19 protein-coding genes, 1 pseudogene and 1 riboswitch are annotated in these 19,003 nt (G+C 60.1%); of the genes and pseudogenes, 13 read left to right on the forward strand and 7 right to left on the reverse strand.

The genetic code is table 11. From position 1 onward, the window contains the following. The first annotated feature begins 215 nt into the window (after positions 1 to 215). The 3 genes from BR24_RS06815 to purE are packed head-to-tail and all read left to right on the forward strand — an operon-like array spanning position 216 to position 2,954. Positions 216 to 1,121 carry a LysR family transcriptional regulator gene (locus BR24_RS06815; protein WP_496540740.1) on the forward strand — a complete coding sequence of 302 codons (906 nt, stop codon included), beginning with the start codon at positions 216 to 218 and terminating at the stop codon, positions 1,119 to 1,121. A gap of 60 nt (positions 1,122 to 1,181) precedes the next feature. Next, the gene (purD, locus tag BR24_RS06820; protein ID WP_496540741.1) at positions 1,182 to 2,459 is read left to right on the forward strand and encodes a phosphoribosylamine--glycine ligase; all 1,278 of its coding nucleotides are present in this window, start codon (positions 1,182 to 1,184) and stop codon (positions 2,457 to 2,459) included. Positions 2,460 to 2,471: 12 nt separating this feature from the next. Continuing rightward, positions 2,472 to 2,954 (forward strand): 5-(carboxyamino)imidazole ribonucleotide mutase, encoded by a 483-nt coding sequence (purE, locus tag BR24_RS06825; protein ID WP_496540742.1) that lies wholly within the window; start codon positions 2,472 to 2,474, stop codon positions 2,952 to 2,954. Positions 2,955 to 3,425: 471 nt separating this feature from the next. Here purE and BR24_RS06830 read toward each other — a convergent pair whose 3' ends face one another. The 3 genes from BR24_RS06830 to BR24_RS06840 form a co-directional block, all read right to left on the reverse strand. Next, positions 3,426 to 3,596, reverse strand: coding sequence for a YqaE/Pmp3 family membrane protein (locus tag BR24_RS06830; RefSeq protein ID WP_496540743.1), 171 nt, complete (start codon positions 3,594 to 3,596; stop codon positions 3,426 to 3,428). Positions 3,597 to 3,790: 194 nt separating this feature from the next. Continuing rightward, the gene (gene ribB, locus BR24_RS06835) at positions 3,791 to 4,453 is read right to left on the reverse strand and encodes a 3,4-dihydroxy-2-butanone-4-phosphate synthase (protein ID WP_496540744.1); all 663 of its coding nucleotides are present in this window, start codon (positions 4,451 to 4,453) and stop codon (positions 3,791 to 3,793) included. Positions 4,454 to 4,552: 99 nt separating this feature from the next. After that, positions 4,553 to 4,703, reverse strand: a riboswitch (FMN riboswitch). A 34-nt stretch (positions 4,704 to 4,737) separates the two neighbouring features. Continuing rightward, positions 4,738 to 5,646, reverse strand: coding sequence for a LysR family transcriptional regulator ArgP (locus BR24_RS06840; protein ID WP_496540745.1), 909 nt, complete (start codon positions 5,644 to 5,646; stop codon positions 4,738 to 4,740). 93 nt (positions 5,647 to 5,739) lie between these two features. On the opposite strand from BR24_RS06840, the gene BR24_RS06845 reads away from it, so the two are divergent. The 3 genes from BR24_RS06845 (at position 5,740) to BR24_RS06855 (ending at position 8,004) form a co-directional block, all read left to right on the forward strand. Further along, positions 5,740 to 6,351 carry a LysE/ArgO family amino acid transporter gene (locus BR24_RS06845; RefSeq protein WP_496540746.1) on the forward strand — a complete coding sequence of 204 codons (612 nt, stop codon included), beginning with the start codon at positions 5,740 to 5,742 and terminating at the stop codon, positions 6,349 to 6,351. 85 nt (positions 6,352 to 6,436) lie between these two features. Further along, positions 6,437 to 7,240: a helix-turn-helix domain-containing protein gene (locus tag BR24_RS06850; RefSeq protein WP_496540747.1), complete on the forward strand. Its 804-nt coding sequence runs from the start codon at positions 6,437 to 6,439 to the stop codon at positions 7,238 to 7,240. Positions 7,241 to 7,401: 161 nt separating this feature from the next. Further along, positions 7,402 to 8,004 carry a DNA-3-methyladenine glycosylase I gene (locus tag BR24_RS06855; RefSeq protein ID WP_496540748.1) on the forward strand — a complete coding sequence of 201 codons (603 nt, stop codon included), beginning with the start codon at positions 7,402 to 7,404 and terminating at the stop codon, positions 8,002 to 8,004. A gap of 43 nt (positions 8,005 to 8,047) precedes the next feature. Here the strand turns inward: BR24_RS06855 and BR24_RS06860 are convergent, their stop codons facing one another. Then, positions 8,048 to 9,652, reverse strand: a complete 1,605-nt coding sequence (locus BR24_RS06860) for a hypothetical protein (RefSeq protein ID WP_496540749.1) — start codon at positions 9,650 to 9,652, stop codon at positions 8,048 to 8,050. A gap of 188 nt (positions 9,653 to 9,840) precedes the next feature. Further along, entirely contained in the window at positions 9,841 to 10,491 is a 651-nt protein-coding gene (locus BR24_RS06865; RefSeq protein WP_496540750.1) for a DUF2959 domain-containing protein, read from the reverse strand. 147 nt (positions 10,492 to 10,638) lie between these two features. On the opposite strand from BR24_RS06865, the gene BR24_RS06870 reads away from it, so the two are divergent. The 4 genes from BR24_RS06870 to BR24_RS06885 all read left to right on the forward strand — a co-directional run bounded on the left by BR24_RS06870 (position 10,639) and on the right by BR24_RS06885 (position 14,315). After that, positions 10,639 to 11,175, forward strand: a complete 537-nt coding sequence (locus tag BR24_RS06870; protein ID WP_496540751.1) for a 3'-5' exonuclease — start codon at positions 10,639 to 10,641, stop codon at positions 11,173 to 11,175. A gap of 122 nt (positions 11,176 to 11,297) precedes the next feature. After that, positions 11,298 to 12,191, forward strand: a complete 894-nt coding sequence (locus tag BR24_RS06875) for a mechanosensitive ion channel family protein (protein WP_496540752.1) — start codon at positions 11,298 to 11,300, stop codon at positions 12,189 to 12,191. 366 nt (positions 12,192 to 12,557) lie between these two features. Next, the gene (locus tag BR24_RS06880) at positions 12,558 to 12,980 is read left to right on the forward strand and encodes a superoxide dismutase [Ni] (protein WP_496540753.1); all 423 of its coding nucleotides are present in this window, start codon (positions 12,558 to 12,560) and stop codon (positions 12,978 to 12,980) included. A 183-nt stretch (positions 12,981 to 13,163) separates the two neighbouring features. Next, on the forward strand, positions 13,164 to 14,315 hold the full coding sequence (locus BR24_RS06885; protein ID WP_496540754.1) for a PQQ-dependent sugar dehydrogenase: 1,152 nt from the start codon (positions 13,164 to 13,166) through the stop codon (positions 14,313 to 14,315). 76 nt (positions 14,316 to 14,391) lie between these two features. Here the strand turns inward: BR24_RS06885 and BR24_RS06890 are convergent, their stop codons facing one another. After that, complete coding sequence (locus BR24_RS06890) at positions 14,392 to 15,228, reverse strand: mechanosensitive ion channel family protein (RefSeq protein ID WP_496540755.1); 837 nt, start codon at positions 15,226 to 15,228, stop codon at positions 14,392 to 14,394. 265 nt (positions 15,229 to 15,493) lie between these two features. On the opposite strand from BR24_RS06890, the gene satP reads away from it, so the two are divergent. After that, on the forward strand, positions 15,494 to 16,051 hold the full coding sequence (satP, locus tag BR24_RS06895) for an acetate uptake transporter (protein WP_496540756.1): 558 nt from the start codon (positions 15,494 to 15,496) through the stop codon (positions 16,049 to 16,051). 201 nt (positions 16,052 to 16,252) lie between these two features. Continuing rightward, positions 16,253 to 17,752 (forward strand): sensor domain-containing diguanylate cyclase, encoded by a 1,500-nt coding sequence (locus tag BR24_RS06900; RefSeq protein WP_496540757.1) that lies wholly within the window; start codon positions 16,253 to 16,255, stop codon positions 17,750 to 17,752. 231 nt (positions 17,753 to 17,983) lie between these two features. On the opposite strand, the gene BR24_RS06905 is transcribed toward BR24_RS06900, so the two are convergent. Next, positions 17,984 to 18,406, reverse strand: coding sequence for a hypothetical protein (locus tag BR24_RS06905; protein WP_496540758.1), 423 nt, complete (start codon positions 18,404 to 18,406; stop codon positions 17,984 to 17,986). Positions 18,407 to 18,732: 326 nt separating this feature from the next. On the opposite strand from BR24_RS06905, the pseudogene BR24_RS06910 reads away from it, so the two are divergent. After that, positions 18,733 to 18,993, forward strand: a pseudogene (locus BR24_RS06910) (transposase); the annotation flags it as partial. Positions 18,994 to 19,003: the final 10 nt, after the last annotated feature.

Raw genomic sequence — 19,003 nt, forward strand, 5'->3', positions numbered from 1 at the left:
TCGGAGGAGAAGACTTGGCGGGGTGTCGGCGCGAGGGTCAGGTGCTTTTCTGCTCTACAGCGAGTCCCGCCGACCGGGTCCACAGGCGATGCGGTCATCGGCCCTGCCTGCCTGAAATGCGGTCTGCGAGGGAATCTAGTTGCTTTACCTCATCCAATCCAATAATTAAGTTTTATGATGTCGTTCGGTTTTTTTTATCGCAATCTGGAGCCGGAATGGAACTGTATCAACTGAAAACGCTCGTAACCGTTGCCGAAGAGCGACATTTGACGCGCGCGGCCGAACGGATGCACGCGAGCCAGCCAAGCCTCAGCAACCACATCCGCGCGCTGGAGCGGGAGTTCGAGACGCGCCTGTTCGTGCGTACACCGAAGGGCATGGAGCTGACCCACGCCGGAAGGCGCCTGCTGCCCAAGGCCCGCGAGGTTCTTGCCGCGGCCGAGTCCTTCGGGACCGAGGCGAGGCTGCTCAGTGACGAGCTTGTCGGCGACGTGCGAATCGGCCTGAACACCGACGCCGAGTACCTGCGCATCGTCCAGCTGCTGGGCGAGCTCGGCGAACGCCATCCGCGCATCACCCTGCAATTTTTCCAGAGCTCCAGCGGGCTGATCCTCGACGCCCTGCGACAGGGCAGACTCGACGCGGGGTTCGTGTTCGGCCCCTTTTCCTCGAAAGACCTCGACGGGTGCCATCTGGAGCAGACGGTCTATTACGCCGCCTGCTCCGAAGAGTGGGCGCAGGAGGTTCGCGACGGGGACCTGAGCGATCTCGCCGCCCTGCCGTGGATTCAGACCGCCAAGGACTGCCCCTGCCAGAGCCTGCTGGACCGGATTCTGGCCTCCAGAGGACTCAAGGCCGAAACAACGGTGCAGGTGGACGGCGACGAGGTCACCAAGGTGCTCGTGGCGGCCGGGCGGGGCGTGGGCGTGCTGCGCCGGGACGAGGCCGAGGCGGCCGGTCGCATCGGCAGCCGCGTCTATTGCCATGAGGTGGAAGGACTGGAGATCCCCCTGAGCTTCGCTCACGGACGCCGCAGGGACGAAGACCCCGTGCTTCGCGCCGTGGTCGAGGCCGTGGAACGCGTATGGAATCCGACCCCCAAACAGTCGTTCACGTCTTGAAAAAATCGGCGTTTTCCCCTAAACCACGTCACATCCCAACACCCAAACAGGGAGCGTTCCATGAAAGTTCTGGTTGTCGGTTCCGGCGGGCGTGAACACGCCCTGTGCTGGAAGCTCGCCCAAAGCCCCAAGGTTGACGAAATCATCTGTGCGCCGGGCAACGGCGGCACGGCCCAGACCGGCGAAAACGTCCCGGTTCCTGATGACGATATCCCCGCACTGGTACGGCTGGCCAAGGACCGAAAGGTCGACCTTGTCGTGGCCGGACCCGAGCTGCCCCTTGTCCTCGGCCTTGAAAACGCCCTGCACAAGGAAGGCATCCCCTGCTTCGGCCCCAACGCCTACGCAGCGAATCTCGAAGGCTCCAAAGCCTTCTCCAAGAACGTCATGCACGAATCCGGCGTGCCCACCGCCCCCTTCCGCGTGTTCGACGAGTTCGTGAACGCCAAGAATTTCGTACGCGAAAGAGGCGCCCCCCTCGTGGTCAAGGCCGACGGCCTCGCAGCCGGCAAAGGCGTCGTGGTGGCCACCACCGAGCAAGAAGCCATCGAAGCCATCGACGACATGATGGTCCGCAAGAGCTTCTCCTCGGCAGGCGACCGCGTCGTTGTCGAAGAGACCCTCACAGGCGAAGAGGCCAGCTTCCTCGCCTTCTGCGACGGCGAACACTACGCCCTGCTCCCCTCCAGTCAGGACCACAAGGCCGTCTTCGAAGGCGATACCGGCCCCAATACCGGCGGCATGGGCGCCTACAGCCCCGCCCCCATCCTGCCCGAAGAAAAATACGAAGAGACCGCCGAAGCCGTCATCCGGCCCATCCTCCAGCACCTCGCCGCCAAGGGGCAGCCCTTCAAGGGCGTACTCTACGCCGGGCTCATGTTCGACGGCGACACCCCCAACGTGCTGGAATACAACGTCCGCTTCGGCGACCCCGAGTGCCAGCCCCTGCTCATGCGGCTCGACACCGACATCGTGGACATCATGATGGCCTGCATCGAAGGTCGCCTCGACCAGATCGACGTCAAGGTGCGCCCCGAAACCGCCATCTGCGTCGTCATGGCAGCCGAAGGCTACCCCGGCGACTACCCCAAAGGCATGGAGATCAAAGGCATCGACGAAGCCGACAAGCTCGAAAACGTCAAGGTCTTCCACGCAGGCACCAAACTCGAAGACGGCAAGATCCTCAGCAGCGGAGGACGCATCCTCGGCGTGACCGCCCTCGGCTCCGACCTCGCTGACGCCAAGAAACGAGCCTACGAAGCTGTCGAAAAGATTTCCTTCGACAAAAGCTATTACCGCCGAGACATCGGCGATAAAGGCCTCAAGCGCCAAGCATAAAGGAGAGTGATCATGACCAAGGTAGCCATCTTCATGGGGTCCATTTCCGACGAGGAAAAAATGCGCCCCTGCTCCGACCTGCTCAAGGAACTCGGAGTCGAACACGTTTTCACCGTCAGCAGCGCGCACCGCACACCGGAACGCACCGCCAAACTCGTCTCCGAACTCGAAGACGACGGCGTGCAGGTGTTCATCTGCGCCGCAGGACTCGCCGCGCACCTCGCCGGTGCCGTCGCCGCCAAAACCACCAAACCCGTCCTCGGCGTGCCCCTTGCCGCATCGCCCCTCGGCGGCATGGACGCCCTGCTCGCCACCGTCCAGATGCCCCCGGGCTTCCCCGTGGGCACACTCGCCCTCGATAAAGTGGGCGCCAAGAACGCCGCATGGCTCGCAGCACAGATCATCGCCCTGAACGACACAGAAGTGGCCAAAAAAATCAAGGCCGCACGCGACGGCTTCAAAGAGTCCGTCGAAAAAGCCGCCGCCTCTCTGTAAGACGCTCGCCAAGAACCATCAAAAAGGCCGCCGGATTCATTCCGGCGGCCTTTTTGGTCTCCGACGGGCAGGGGCTCCGCCCCTGCACCCCGGCAAAGGGGCGGGCCCCCTTTGCAATCCCCGGGTTGTCAGCGGAGTTGCAGCGCAGGGTTCATGCGACCGCGCAAGCCGCGTCCAAGCTGCACCTCCGCTGACGGGGATTTGAGTTCTGTGCGTCTTGGCTGATGGAGATTCATGTGTGAGCTTTCTGGAGTGATCAGCTTGATACTCCCTAGGCGCTCCCTGTCCCTTGTGATCAGCGACCGCCGTTCGCCCCCCGCCAAGCCGCCTACGCGCTGAGGCTTTCGGAAAACTCAAAGCGGCTTGGCAAGCCAAAGGTTTTTGGGAGATTCTTAAGAACCCTTTTGCAAAAGGGTTCTTAAGCCCCCGGAGGGCCCTCGGGGAGCCTCACGGGAGGGTTGCCGGAGGCATTTAGATTCGCGAGGGTTTTCTGACGAGCAGCCAGATGACGTGGACGAGTCCGGGGAAGTAGCCGCAGAGGGTGAGGATGAGGTTGATCCAGAACTGGAGGCCGAGTCCCACTTTCAGGAACGCGCCCAGCGGGGGCAGCAAAACGGAGATGATGATTCTGAGAATTTCCATTTTCTTTTCCTTTGGTGCTTTGTTTACCGGTTTTTCATCTCATAACCCTTTTGGGCCGATTCTAACAAGCCGTGCGCGGCCTTCTTTGTGATTCCGGGGACGGAGAGAACGAAAGAGGGCCTTTCCGCGGCATCAATGCGGAAAGGCCCTTTGAGGATGTCGGTAAGCGATCGGACGCTTGCTTTGACTGTAATCTAGGCGGCTTCCTGTTCTGCTTTTTCCAACTTGCGACGGTAGGCCTGCAGGTCTTCGATGGTGATGACCGGCATGTCGTGTTTTTCGGCATACTCCACCACTTCTGGGAGCCTTGCCATGGTGCCGTCGGGGTTGGTGAGCTCGCACAGGACGCCGCAGTCGCCGAGTCCGGCGAGGCGCATGAGGTCCACGGTGGCTTCGGTGTGGCCTTCGCGTTCGAGCACTCCGCCGGGGCGGGCGCGCAGGGGGAAGACATGGCCGGGGCTGTGGATGCAGTCCGGTCCGGCGTCGCAGGCCGAGGCCGCCTTGACGGTGCGCACGCGGTCGGCGGCCGAAACGCCGGTGGTGACGCCTTCCGCGGCTTCGATGGTCACGGTGAAGGCCGTGCCGTACTGACTGTTGTTGGTTTCGACCATCATGGGCAGGCCGAGCTGCCTGACCCGCTCGTCCGTGAGGCACAGGCAGACGATGCCGCTGCAGTCGCGGATGAGCATGGCCATCTGTTGGTCGGTGAGGTGTTCGGCCGAGAAGATGAGGTCGCCCTCGTTTTCCCGGTCTTCGTCGTCCACGACAAGCACGCCCGATCCGGCCCTGAGTGATTCGAGGGCTTTGCGGACCCGCTGCTCGGGATCGCCGTAACGTGAGAGAAGTGACTGATTCATGGTAACGCTCCTTGGCGTTCGGGTACCAGAATCAGGGCGCAGGAAATGCCGTAACGCACGCCAGAGGGCGCGGCGCCGCGGAACGCGGCATCGTTCGGCGCTTATCCTCTTCCATCCGGACTGTCACCGTCGGCCCCGGCATCTCACCGGGTCTGCTGACCCTCTCCCCCGATGGGAGAGGCGCTCGCGGGCTCCCCGGACGCGCCGGGATACCGCCGGTGGGGAATTGCACCCCGCCCTGAGAATAAGAACGGGCCGAACTGTGCAAAAAGCCGGGACAAATGTCAACTTCCCATCTGCGGTTCCCGAACACCCTCCATTTCCCGCCGCGCGCCTGCAAGCAGTTCACGACCGAAATCCTCCAGCAGCGGCGAGTCGATGTTCCAGCAGTGCCAGTGCAGGGCCACGTCCACGGTCACGCCGGGGAAAAGGTCCACCAGCTCGTCGGAGGCCAGCAGCGGGCGGCTCTGCTCGTCGGGGATCATGCCGCTCACGGTCCCTGCGGCGACGAGTTCGGGAAATTTGGATGCGGAAGGAGCGTAGGCTGCCGGTGGATTCGGCTGTGCCTCGAAAGCCCTGAAAAAGAGCTGCTCGTGCAGGGTGTCGTGCCGGTTGAAGATCAGCACGGGGGCCATGGTCGCCGCCTCGAAGGACGGCCCGTCCGGAAACCAGCGGTCGCGATACTCGGGCGCCCCCACGAGTCGATACCGCATGGTCCCGAGGTAGCTTACCCGACAGCCCTGAAACGGCTCCGCGCGGGAGGAGACACAGCCGAGCACGTCGCCGTCGCGCAGCAGCGTGTGCGTCTTGTCCTGATCCTCCACGCGCAGGTCGAGCAGCACGGGCCGGGTCTGCATGAAGTGGCGCACCGCCGGATGAAACCACGTTGCGATACTGTCCGCGTTCACGGCCACGGGCAGGGAAGTGAAAGACCCTCGTCGCTCACCGATGCCGTTGGAGAGATCGTCCTCGAGCCGCAGCACCTGCCGGTAATGGCGCAACACCGCCTGCCCCGAGTCCGTCGGCCGGGGCGGGCTCGTTCGCACCAAAAGGATGCGCCCGGTGTTCTCCTCAAGCAGCTTCACCCGTTGCGACACCGCGGACTGGGTCAGGTGCAGCCGCTTGGCGGCCTTTTCAAAGCCGCCCTCCTCCACAACCGCTGCGAACGCTTCTACCTGTCGATAATCCAACATGAATCATCAGTACAAGTAATGGTTCATTAAAACAATCAGTTTCCCTTTTGCCGACGCCAACGCTAGATGGGTCCCCGAGAGGAGGACTCACACATGATGCTGACGCCGTACGCAGAGGGATTCGCCATGGGTGGCGGGCTGATCGTGGCCATCGGGGCCCAGAACGCCTTCGTGCTCACGCAGGGGGTGCGCAACAACCGGCCGCTGACCGTGGCCGCGCTGTGCATCCTCATCGATGCCGCGTGCATCTCGGTCGGGGTTTCGGGCGTGGGAACCGCGGTGGCGGCCAACCCGACCCTCGGCGACATCGCGGCATGGGGCGGTGCCGCGTTTCTCCTCTGGTACGGCTGGGGATCGTTTCGCTCCATGCTCTCCGATGAGCGGCTTCGGGCTGACGCAGACACGGCAGACACCCTGCGGCGGACCATCGGCATGACGCTGGCCGTCAGCCTGCTCAACCCGCATCTGTACCTCGATACCGTGGTGCTCCTCGGCGGCGTGAGCGGCCAGTATCAGACGCCGGCGCGTTACGTCTTCGGGGCCGGGGCGATAACCGCGTCGGTGGCGTGGTTCCTGACGCTGACTCTCGGCGGGCGGTTGCTGGCCCCGGTCTTTGCGCGCTCCCTGACATGGCGGATTCTGGACGGCGTCATCTGCCTGACCATGTGGGGCATCGCCGTCGGGCTGATCCGCTCCGCGCTCTAGCCGACCGCAATTTTTTGCAAGACAGCCCGGACAGTCCCGTTCTATCCTTTGTGCCGATCGGCATCATTCCGGTCCGGAGAAGACCATGAGCAGGGGTTCCGTAGAATACATGCGCCCCGAGAGCCTGAACGGGTTCGAGATCCGTTCCGTGGTGGAGTCGGGGCACTCCTTCCCCAACCACACGCACGACGTGCATTCCGTGGGCGTGATGGAGGCGGGCGGCTGCTATTGTTCGTCCGGATCGTACGTCCGCAAGGGCGAGCTCGCCCTGTTCAACCCCGGCTTCGTGCACTCCGGCATCATCCCCCGATCCGACACACGCATCACCTACCGCGTGCTCTACTTCGACAACGACCTGCTCATCGACGCCGCCCGGCAACTGGCAAAGCGAGACGCGCTGCCCGAGTTTCGCTCGGTAGTGGCGTGCGACGGACCGGCCCGCCGCGAGCTGTGCATCCTCGGCAACACGGTGTCCGCCGGTGCCGACCGGCTCACGCTCGACACCGCCCTCTCCCGCGCCTGCGCGGCGCTGCTGGCCCGGCACTGCGACCTGCGCCCGCGGGTCCCGAAAACACGGGAACCTCTGGCCGTGCGCCGCGCCCGCGACTATCTGAATGACCACCTCGCAGAAAAAGTGTCGCTGGACGACCTCTCGCGCGTCACCGGTCTCTCCCGCTACCACCTGCTGAGAACCTTCCGCCAATGCGTCGGCATCCCGCCGCATCGCTATCATACGCAACAGCGGCTGGAACACGCCAAAGCCCTCCTGCGATCCGGCCAGCCCATCGCGGAAGCAGCCCTGCAGAGCGGCTTTTCCGACCAGAGCCACTTCGCCAACACCTTCCGCCGATACACAGGCGCGACGCCGCGCCAATACGTCCGGGGCTAACCCCGCCGTTCTGCCGGAGCCGTTGCATCCGCCCGAAAAGCGGGGACTTTTGCGCCCGCATGGTTTCGCATTTACTTTTTCTTTCAAATCAAGCAATTAATGAATTTAGGAACATATTTGCGAACACGTTTGGAACACCCTCAGACCACAAAGGATTCGCCATGGCCCGAAACGACCAACCCCGCCGCTGCGACTGGGCGCTTCAGTCCGAAGAGGAAACAATCTATCATGACAGGGAATGGGGCGTGCCCGTCTTCGACGACGCGCATCAGTTCGAGTTCCTCGTGCTGGAGTCCGCACAGGCGGGCCTCTCGTGGCTGACCATCCTCAGGAAACGAGAAGGCTACCGCAAGGCCTTTGCCGGATTCGACCCCGAAGCGGTCGCCCGATTCGGCGAAGCCGACGTGGAGCGGCTCCTTCAGGACACCGGCATCGTACGGAATCGTCAGAAGATCGAAGCCGCCATCAACAATGCAAAGGCGTTCCTCAAGGTGCGGGAGGAGTTCGGGACGTTCTGCAACTACATCTGGGGGTTCGTGAACGGCAACCCCGTTCAGAACGAGTTCCGGAAGATGGAGGACGTACCAGCCGAGACCGAGCTTTCACGGAAGATTGCGAAGGACCTCAAGAAGAGAGGGTTCAAGTTCCTCGGCCCCGTCACCGTATACGCGCACATGCAGGCCACGGGCATGGTCAACGACCATCTCGTGAGCTGTCACCGCTACGCAGAGGTCGCCGGATACACGCTCAACCTTCCTTCATGAGCGACTTGCGGACGGGGAGCGGCCCCTGTCATGCGGGCGGGGATCAGGCAGAGGCGGCCATCACGGCGTTGCCGAGCTCTGGCGCCTGCGGGTTGACGTAGGTGACGTCGAGGGAACGGCTGAAGTCGAACTCGGGGCTCAGGTTCGTGACGTAGTTGACCTCGGACTCCCTGACCGTCTTGTCGGTGGAGAGGTCCTTGGTCTCGAAAGTGTACTCGGTGTTGTAGTTGTCGGTCTGCTCAACGTTGTTGACCACGTTTCTCGAGTTGTCTTCGCTGTAGGTCCGGTCGTTCTGCTCGACGTTGTAGGTTACCGAATTGTCCGGATTGTTATGGACATTGCGGGTCTCCACGAACTTGGTGTTCGAGGCGTCGATGTGCTTTTCTTCAGTGTTTTCAACCTTGCTGGTGCGATGGTTGTCCACGTCGTTCACGAAATTCTTTTCGTTGTTGTATTCTGCGGACGTTTCGTAGCTGATTGTTGAAGTGTTTTCGTTTTCGGTTATCTGCTTCACTTCCGTCCTGTTGTTCTCCACGTTCTCCTGCGAGAGGTCCATGGTGACTTCCGAGGAGCGGTCAACGTCCTGCTGCGAATTGCGGATGTTTTCGGTCCGCAGGGTGCGCTCGGTGCTGAAGTCGGGGTTGAACTCGCGCACCTGCTGCACGTCGCGGGAGTTGTCTATGGTGACGGAGGAGCTTCTGTCCTGCTGAAATTCGTTGGACGTGCTGAAGTCGTAATAGGCGCCCTTCTTGGCCTCGTCTCTGGTCATGGCCGACTCCCCCTTGTTGGGGTCGATCATGAGGGACGCCTCGTAGCCGTCGCCGGTGGGAATCCACATGGGGTCGAAATCAACGGGCTCCCAGCCCTTTTCCTCAAACAGCCGCAGGGTGTTCTTGGCGGGCCAGTTCATGGTGTGGCCGATGCCCGGACCGTGCCAGTTGGTCTGGTTGTGGGGCATGACGTACCCGCCCGGCGAGATGGGCGTGAAGCCCGAGGGGGTGGGCGCCGCGCCGATGCCCATGGGAGGAGCCGTGATGACGTGCCCGGCCGCTATCACCGGAGAGATGCCGACCGGGGGAAAACTCACCGCCTGGGACGAGCCCGCGCCACGGTCCGTCACCACGCGACCGGGACCGGCCCCCATGGGGGGAGCGGATACGCCCGGGCTGGCGAGGGTGGTTCTGCCGCCCTCAGTAGTCATGATCGGCTGCCCGGGGCCGGCGCTGTATGATTCCACCTTGCCCCCGCCCGTGGAAGGCGAGGGGTTGACGCTGCCGGTCATCTGGCCGGAAGCGGACGCGCCGCCTCCCGTGGAGGACCCTCCGCCGCCTGCGCCGCCGGTGACCGAAACGCCGGAGCTGCCCGCTCCGCCGACCTGAGCCGTGCTGCCGACGCCGCCCGCGGTCGAACCGCCGCCGGTGCCTCCGGCGATGGCCGTGGAGTCGCCCGCCGTGACGGGAGCATACGGGATGCGAGCCTGTGACGTGTCGATGGGAACCATGGCGGCGCGCGTGTCGATGGGCACGTGCCCCGGCTCGCCGGTGACCACGTGACCCGCCGGGGCCGCCTGGAAACTGCCGGCCGGTCCGGCCTGCACCTGACCCGGAGGCCCGGCGACTATGAAATCGGTAACGCCCTGCATGGACATCGTCTGTTCTCCCCTTTCCCGGCACCTCGCCGCAGAACGCGGTGACAGGTGTAGGTGTAGGTGTAAACGGTACACCGGGCTTTTCCATACCGTCAAGCCCCGGTTTGCAACGCTTTTGAAAGAATAACGCCCCGCACCGGGACGGTGCGGGGCGCTCGGATTCGGGAATCGTTCTCGCTTTCGGCGGGTTACTGCGTCTCCATGGAGGCGATGAAGGCATCGGCCTCGGCTATGGATTTTTCCATGTCCGTGATGAGCCTGTCCACGTCCGCGCGGATGGATGCCAGCTCGCCTTCGAGGGAGGCGATGGCCTTGGCGTTGAGGTTGTGCTTGAGATAGAGCACCTGATCCTTGAACGCGGCCAGCACCGGATCCATGCGGGAGGAGGCCCTTTTCATGGCGGCCAGCAGCTCGCGGTAGCGGGACTGGGTGGCGTCGTACTGCCTGCGGCTCTGGCTGCGCAGCTTGGCGCTGGTATACTGCTTGAGCTCCACGCGCCACTCCTCGAAGAGGGCTTCCGCGACGTTTTCGACGGATTCGATGCGGTCGCGCACTTCCTCCGCCGCGTCTTCCGAGGCTTCATACTCGGCGTTCAGGACTTCGTATTTCTGCTCCAGCTCGCCGCCGTCAACGGCGACCACGGACTTGAAGCGGTCCAGCGCGGAAGCGAACTGTTCCTTGGCTTCGGTGTTGGCTTCGCGGGCTTCTCCCACGCGGTCCACGAGTATTTCGCGCTTGTGGTAGCCGACCTGTTCCATGGCCGAGTAATAGGTCTTCTGACACCCGGCCAGCACGGCCACGGCGGTCAGGGCGAGCAGGATGCGGACGGCGAATTTCATGGCTTCTCCTCGGAATGGTTCATGTGGAAAAAAGGTCCGGTTCGTACCGCCTTCATAGCGCAACGGCGCCTTCGGAGCAAGATTTGCCCGTCCCGGGGGCGGCGTGTATAATCCGCCCGAAGAAACAACCCGAACCACCGAAATATCATGCGCACCATAGAATCACTCCGCTACGTCGCCATCGACTTCGAGACCGCGGACGCCAAGCGCGACAGCGCCTGCTCCGTCGGCCTCGTGACTGTCGAGGGCGGGGAAATCGTGGATAAATCGTACCGGCTCATCCGTCCCCCGCGACGCAAGTTCAATCCCTACTGCCAGGCCATCCACGGACTGAGCTGGGAGGACGTGCGCGACGAGCCCGACTTCGGGCAGGCATGGCCCGAGCTGACCCCCCTGCTGGAGGGCGCGGACTTCATCTGCGCCCACAACGCGCCGTTCGACCGCTCCGTGCTGGAGGCCTGCTGCCGCCTCTTCGAATTGGACATGCCGCTGCAGCCATTCATGTGCACCGTACAGCTCTCGCGCCGCACGTGGCAGCTGCCGAAGAACAAGCTGCCCAAGGTCTGCGAGCATCTCGGCATCCAGCTCGACCACCACAACGCGCTCTCGGACGCCGAAGCCTGCGCCCGCATCGCCGCCATCGGGCTGGCCGAGAATCCGGAGTTCCTGAAGCGGGTCATCTGACGCAAACGCATTTTGCAAAAAAACGGGTCCGGGGCATTGCCTCGGACCCGTTTTTGCTGCACTACGTTTCCGCACTGGCGCGGCCGGATCACCGCCCGCCTCAACAGACAACCGAGACCGCAATGAACTTCTTCACCGACAATCCCAACATGCTGTACCTGCTGCTCGTCAGCGTGTTCGGAATCCTTTTTCTTTTCTGGCTGCACCTGCGCATCACACGGTTCAAGTCCCTGCGCATCAAGCGGGCCAGAAATCTGGATATCGAGCAGGTGGGCGCGTTTCCCGTGGAGGACCTCTCCCGCAAGGAAATCCGCAAGCAGCAGAAGGCCCTGACCGAGGGCGTGGCGCAGCGGTTCACCATCATCAGCCGCACCATCTACCTCACGCTGGGCATCATCTGGCTATTCGCCATGACGTTCCCGTTCATGAACGGCCTCTCCGGGACATACGTCTCCATCGTCATCACGGCGGTGACGGTCGTCGTGGGTATCGCGGCCCGGCCGTTCGTGGAGAACCTCTTCTCCGGCATCGTCATCTCGTTCTCGAACCAGCTGCGCGTCGGGGACACGCTCGTCATCGACGACCAGTACGGCTCGGTGGAGGACATCTCCATCACCCACACCAAGGTCAAGACGTGGGAGTCCAAGCGCTACATCATCCCCAACAGCCGGATGCTGACCAAGGAATTCATCAACCTGACCATCAACGAGATGAGCATCTGGGCCACCATGGAATTTCGGGTGTCCTATGACGCCGACATCGACAAGGTGACCGAAATTGCCGAGACCATCGGGGCCGAGCTCTCCCCGGAAGACGCGCCGGAAAAGCCCTTCTTCTGGGTTCGCAACATGGAGCGCGACAGTTTTCTTTGCGCCCTCACTGTCTGGGCGGATACACCCTCCACCGCGTGGACCCGGCGCAGCGAAATCGCCGTCAGGCTCGTCCGCGCCTTTCGTCAGGAAGGTATCAGGACCAACGTCAGCAACCTTTCCATGCAGGACGGTTTCCGGGACTAGCCTTATTCGGGATTTGCCCCTCAAGGCGACTCGTCCCGTAGGGGGGCGGGTCGCCTTTTTTTGTCGCGGTAGCGGAGACGAACAGTTAGCAACATTACATTTTCAATTATTTCGAATAATAACATCACTTACGAACACAGCGAACAGCCCGCGGAGGATCTGTTCGTTCTGCTGTTAACTATCTGAATCCGAGCGCAATTTTTCAAACCGATACCGGCTCGGGAGGCGGTTCATGGACGGCTTTATAACGGTGCGGTGTTGCACGCAGCCGGAAAAAAGCGTTACCGTCACACTGCTGTCCAATGTGAACGCAAACCCAAGCGAGGAAAATCTATGTCTTACAGCAAGAAAATGCTTTCTGCGGCGATGGCGACCTGCCTTGTCATGGTCCTTGCCATGGCGTCCACGGTGCGCGCGCACTGCGAGGTTCCCTGCGGCATCTACGATGACCACATGCGCATCCACATGATCGAGGAGGACCTGACCACCATCGAGAAGTCCATGAACAGCATCATGAAGCTGCGCGAGGAATCTCCGGTGAACTACAACCAGCTGGTGCGCTGGATCAACAACAAGGAGCACCACGCCCAGAGGATTCAGGACCGCGTGAGCACCTACTTCCTGGCCCAGCGCATCAAGGCGGACCAGCCCGAATACGCCAAGCGCCTGAAGCTGCTGCACGGCCTGATCACCGGCGCCATGAAGTGCAAGCAGAACGTGGACCTGAAGTACGTTGAACAGATGCGCAAGACCCTCAAGGAGTTCGAGGCCCTCTACTTTGCCGAATAATCGCTCCTGAGAGCGAAAGACAAAAGGCTCCAGCCTCGGCTGGAGCCTTTTGTCTTGTCAGGGGGCCTTGCGCCCCGCTCCCCTTGCCCTGTCCATTTCGGGGAGAGCGTGATATCGTGACTCCGTGCGTCACGGATTCGCCGTTTTTCCGGCGGTCGCGAAAACACAAGAAGCGAGGCAATCATGCGATATCTTTTAGTCATTATGCTCACCCTGTCGCTCTCGGTCCCGGCCCTGGCCGCGCCGTTCATGTCACCGGACGAGGTGCCGGAAATCGAGAACGTGAAAAGGACCGTGCTGGTCAGAGGCCTCTCGCATCCATGGGGCATGGCACGGCTCCCGGGAGGCGGCATCCTCATAACGGAACGTCCGGGCCGCGTGCAGCTGTATCAGGGCGGCGAAGTGCGACGCGTCCCCGGCGCGCCGGAAACCTTTGCCGAGGGACAGGGCGGCCTGCTCGATATCGCGCTGCACCCCGACTTCGCCACGAACCGCCATGTCTACTTCAGCATGTCCATCGGCACGGAGAAGGCCAACCGAACGGCTCTGGCCCGGGCCACCTTCGACGGAGAGCGCTTCACGGACGTGCAGGAGCTTTTCCGCGTCACACAGACCAAGCCGGACACGCAGCACTTCGGGTCGCGTCTGGTATGGCTTCCGGACGGGACGCTGCTCATGACCATCGGCGACGGCGGCAACCCGCCCGTGAAGGTGGACGGGAAGCTCTCGCGCAAGTACGCGCAGGACCTTCGCAGTCACCTCGGAAAGATCCTGCGCTTCAATGATGACGGCTCACCCGTTGGCTCGGGAGCGTTTGCCGGGCAAGGCGGCCTGCCGGAGCTGTATTCCGCGGGTCATCGCAACATTCAGGGGCTGGCCCACGACCCCGTGCGCGGCACGGTCTGGGCCAGTGAACACGGCGCGCTGGGCGGCGACGAGCTCAACCGCATCGAACCCGGTGCCAACTACGGCTGGCCGCTGGCGACCTTCAGCAAGGAGTACCTCTTCGCTCAGGAAATATCCGAGCACACAAGCCTGCCGGGCAAGGTCGACCCTTCCCTCGTATGGCTTGAAGGCATCGCCCCGTCCGGCCTGTGCCTGTACACCGGAGACGCCTTCCCGGAGTGGAAGGGCGACCTGCTCGCGGGCGGCCTGCGCGGCAAGACCATCCGGCTCGTGGAGCTGGACAGGGCCGGGAACGTCACCGGAGAAAAGCGGATCGAGATGGACGAACGCGTCCGCGAAATCTCGCAGGCGCCCGACGGCCTGCTGTACGTGCTCACCGACGAGGACGACGGGAAGCTGATCCGCCTGAGCCCGGCGCAACAGGATTAACAGCGACACGAAAGAGCGGGCCCCGCGAATGATTCGCGGGGCCCGCTCTTTTGTCCGACAGGATACAGGCAAGACGCTATTTCGCCGCCTCCTCCCCGGAGTGCATGTGCACGGTTCGCTGGGGGAACGGGATGGTCAGCCCGGCGGCCTCGATGTCTTCCTTGACCCGCTTGTTGAGGTCCCAGAGGGTCTGCCAGTAGTCGTCCGTGGCAGCCCAGCCCCGAAGCTGGAGATTCACCGAGTTGTCGCCCATGGACGCTACCAGCGTCTGCGGCGCGGGGTCCTGCAGGAAGCGGGACTCCTCGGCTGCGATGCGGCGCAGCACTTCCAGTCCGGCGTCAATGGAGTCCGAGTAGGCGATGCCCACCGCGATGTCCATGCGCCGCTTGCCGTTGCGCGTATAGTTGGTGATGCTGCTGCCCCACGCCGTGCTGTTGGGCACGCAGACGTACAGACCGTCGAAGGTCTCCATTATGGTGGTGAACAGGTTGATCTCATGCACGGTGCCGCTCGTGGAGCCGATGGACACATAGTCGCCGGAGCGGAAGGGGCGCAGGAAAAGCAGCATGATTCCCGCGGCGATGTTGCTCAGGGTGTCCTTGAGCGCCAGCCCCACGGCGATGCCCGCGGCACCGAGCAGGGCGATGATGCTGGCGGTGTTGACCCCGAAGATGTCCAGAATGAACACGCCCGCGATGGTGTACACAAGATAGGTGGCGGCCGTGCTCAGTATCGGGACGAGGGTTGCGTCCAGTTTTTCCAGCCGTTCATGAGCGTTCCTGATTCCCTTGCGCACCAGCCGGGCCACGACGGACCCCGCGATCAGGATGATCACGGCAAGCAGCGTGCTGTACCCCGCGTCCAGCAGCGTCTCAGAGTTGTTTTTCCAGAATTCCAGTACCATGTCCGTCATCCCTGACCCTCCTGCCATTGCGTGATTGAAACGGATTACAATCAGAAAACAGAAGCATTTTTGCGCATGGAGATCAATGCGTTTTTTATACAGGAGATGCGCAGCTCGCGAAGCCGCAGCGCATCGTTGACAGGGCTGCGCTCTCGCACTAACAGACCACGTTCCGCGCAGGGGAGCTCGGGGGAGGGCTGTCGCGGACTGGAAGCGGTTCCGGATCGTCAACGGGTTGCGTGTTGGAAACGAATTTACTTGAAGGAGAGGATTGATGGAATCCAAACTTGCCAACCCGGCGCCGCTGGGGCTGATGGGCTTCGGCATGACGACCGTGCTGCTGAACATTCATAACGCGGGATTCTTCCCCATCGGCTCCATGATTCTGGCCATGGGCATTTTCTACGGCGGCATCGCGCAGGTCATCGCCGGCATCATGGAGTTCAAGAAGGGCAACACCTTCGGCACCACGGCCTTCACATCCTACGGGCTGTTCTGGCTGACCCTCGTTGGCCTGATCGTCATGCCCAAAATGGGCCTTGCCGAAGCGCCCTCCGAGGCGTTCATGGGCTGCTATCTCGCCATGTGGGGCATCTTCACCCTGTTCATGTTCGTCGGCACCCTCAAGGGCAACGCGGTCCTGAAGTTCGTCTTTCTTTCCCTGACCGTGCTGTTCTTCCTGCTGGCCGTTCGCGACTTCACGCACAACGCCTTCATCGGCACCCTCGCGGGCTACGAGGGCATTGTCTGTGGCGCGTCCGCCATCTACCTTGCCATGGCCGAGGTCATCAACGAGCAGTTCGGCCGCACCGTCCTGCCCATCGGCGCATAGCCATTTGTTCCATAACAACGCCAAAGGCCGCACAGTGCAAGTTGTGCGGCCTTTCCTTTTGCCAAGTAAGCAGATTGTCGTAAGAAGCTCTACGGTTGGAATTAATAAATGATTGAAGTCAGGGTGGCAGTTGTTTAATCTTAATTCCGAGAAAATTTATCAAAATGCACACGCATCTCATGTAACTTAACGGGCTGTTTAATGAGTAAAGGAAGTAGTGTTCCCGGAGTTGTCACCGGAAAAATATCCGAGCTCTTTCCGTTGGATCCCGGTAAACAGTGCCATCTTCTTGCCGCGCTTGCTCGTGGCGCTGAAGAACTCAACAGTGGTAAAGGATGGCCGGACGGTGTTTTGGACCTCATGGCTGACCTGGGCCGAATCTCCGGAGTTAACCGCGTATGGCTCTTTCAGGTTTTGGAGCTTAGCGAAAAACATATGCTCATGAATTTCCCGCTCGAATGGGTTGATGAGCATACGCCTGCTCTTAAGAAAATGGGGCGCTACGATACCAAGCACTGGGACTTTGAAACCTGTTCAAGCACTTATCGCACATTGGTTGAGAGTCGTAGGCGCCGAGAGTGGCAAACAGCCATTATACATGAACTTGATGAATGTGATTTCAAAGAATATCAGATGGATCAAGGTGTTCAGTCGACAGTGAGCATGCCTGTGATGGTTCAAGGTGAGTGGTGGGGACTGCTTGGGCTAGACGATTGTATGCGGCCTCACCAATGGAATGATGAAGAGATTGCCTTGGTGCGTATGACGGCACACCTGATCTCCACCGCTGTCCTTCGAAAGCGGCTCAATTCAGCGAATCGGCAGTTCGACATTCTCTCAAGCCTCACGGAATCCAGCGCATGGGAATTGGATTTTAGAAATGGATACTGTTGGTGCAGTTCCAAAATTTTTTCCAATATCCGTGAATTGAATGAAAATGTTTACCTTTCCTTTCTGCAGCTTTTGCGTCGGGTCTACCCTCAGGATAGGGTGAGGATGCTCAATTATTTGCGTCGTCAGGTCGAGCAGGGGGAACGGAGTTTTCGCCAAGACCTGCGTATTTTACGAGATAAGGAATATGTGTGGATTGAGGTAATCGCTAAAATCAGTCTGGATGATGACGGTCAGATGAGGAAAATGGCTGGTATTGTAATTGATATACCGGAGCGCAAAAAAGAAGAGGAAACGCTGCTCAGAAAGGCGACCTTAGATTCGCTAACCGGAATAGCCAATCGCGGCTTATTTGATAGTCGGCTAGTGACAATGGTGAACGAACTGAAAGAGAAAGGTAATGCTTTCAGTCTGCTTCTGTTGGATGTCGACCATTTCAAAAGAGTCAATGACACATGGGGGCATGATGTAGGCGATAAAGCCTTGAAGCATGTCACACATATTATGCAGAGAACCTTGCGTGAAGGTGATTTTGTTGCGCGCTTTGGCGGTGAAGAATTTGCCATGCTTTTGCCGTTTAACGTGTCGGATATTCCAGAAAAAGTTGCTGAACGGATCCGTCGCAACATCGAAAATGAAACACTCGTAACGCCAGAGGCAACAATCCCATTGACAGTTTCCATCGGGGTCTTCAACGTCTCGAAGGAATGTGCCGACCTTGATTGCAAAATTATTCTTAACCGAGCGGATAAAGTACTTTACGAAGCTAAAAGAGGCGGGCGAAACAGGATCGTCGTTAGTGGAAGATAGGGCTGTTTTGAAATGACGAAGAGGTTCAGGCTGACTGTTGCACTGGGCCCCCTGCGCCTTCCCCCATCCCTTGTCCTACAGCAACGCCAAAGGCCGCACAGTGCACTGTGCGGCCTTTGTTATGCTTCCGTGTCAGATGGTTTTTCTGGCTTCTATGCTTTTAACCGAACTTTTCGGATAATCCGAGCAAAATCATTCTGTACACAGATGGCCGTTTAGAACACTCGCACCCTATTGGCCGTAAACCTTCAGTTCGGGTCCATACGGATTGTCCGGACTTCCTTTCCCATAAGGATTATGAATGCTGTCAGGGGAATAAGGGTTGCCGTATTTCCCATAGGGATTGGAAATGGATTCAGGGTCATAGGGGTTGTTACTCAATCTTCCGCGATAGTTTCCTTCGCTGTCATAGATTTTAGGAGCATTGGTTGCGTACGGATTGTTGGCCGACTTGTTGCTGTATTCGCTGCCATATTCACTATAAGGATTGTTAACGCCATTCGTCTTGTACTCGCTCCCGGCACCATGGGGATTATTTATGGAATTCGGGTCATGCGCATGGTTGTTCAACGTCCCCAGATATTCACCAGCAAAGCATGTTGCCGGAAAAGCAAGTATGACAAGTATGGTGGCAATACTTATCAATCGGTACATTTGGCTCACTCTCCTTACCAGCAGGGCTATAAGTTCAGAATGGAAAATAAAGAACCGCCAACAACAATCGCGTTTCTTTGTAGATGGTATAGTATGTTCTGTACAATGGGGCAATGAAGTTGATTGCTCCCTAGGCCTGCCCGGTTCAAGTTGATTGGACTCAAGTCCTCATGCGAAGATCTTTTGTGGCGCGATTGACGGCCATAGGCAGGCAAAAGAAAAAGGCCCTACGCTTACGCGTAGAGCCTTGAATTTGTAAAGTCCCCGTAAAGTAGGGCCATTGCCAAGTAGAGACTTCTGGCTCAAACTGCGCCCAGGAGTTTCGTATGCGCAAATCAAAATTCACTGAGCACCAGATCGTCAGGATCCTCAAGTCTGTGGAAGGCGGACGGACCGTCAAGGACGTATGCCGTGAAAACGGCATCAGCAACGCCACCTACTACAAGTGGAAATCTAAATACGGAGGCATGGAGGCATCCGACATCCAGAGGATGAAGGATCTCGAAGCCGAAAATCGCAAACTCAAGCAGATGTTCGCTGACCTCAGCCTGGAAAACACTGCGCTCAAGGACATCATCGAAAAAAAGCTCTGAAGCC

The sequence above is a fragment of the Pseudodesulfovibrio halophilus DSM 5663 genome (assembly GCF_059568665.1).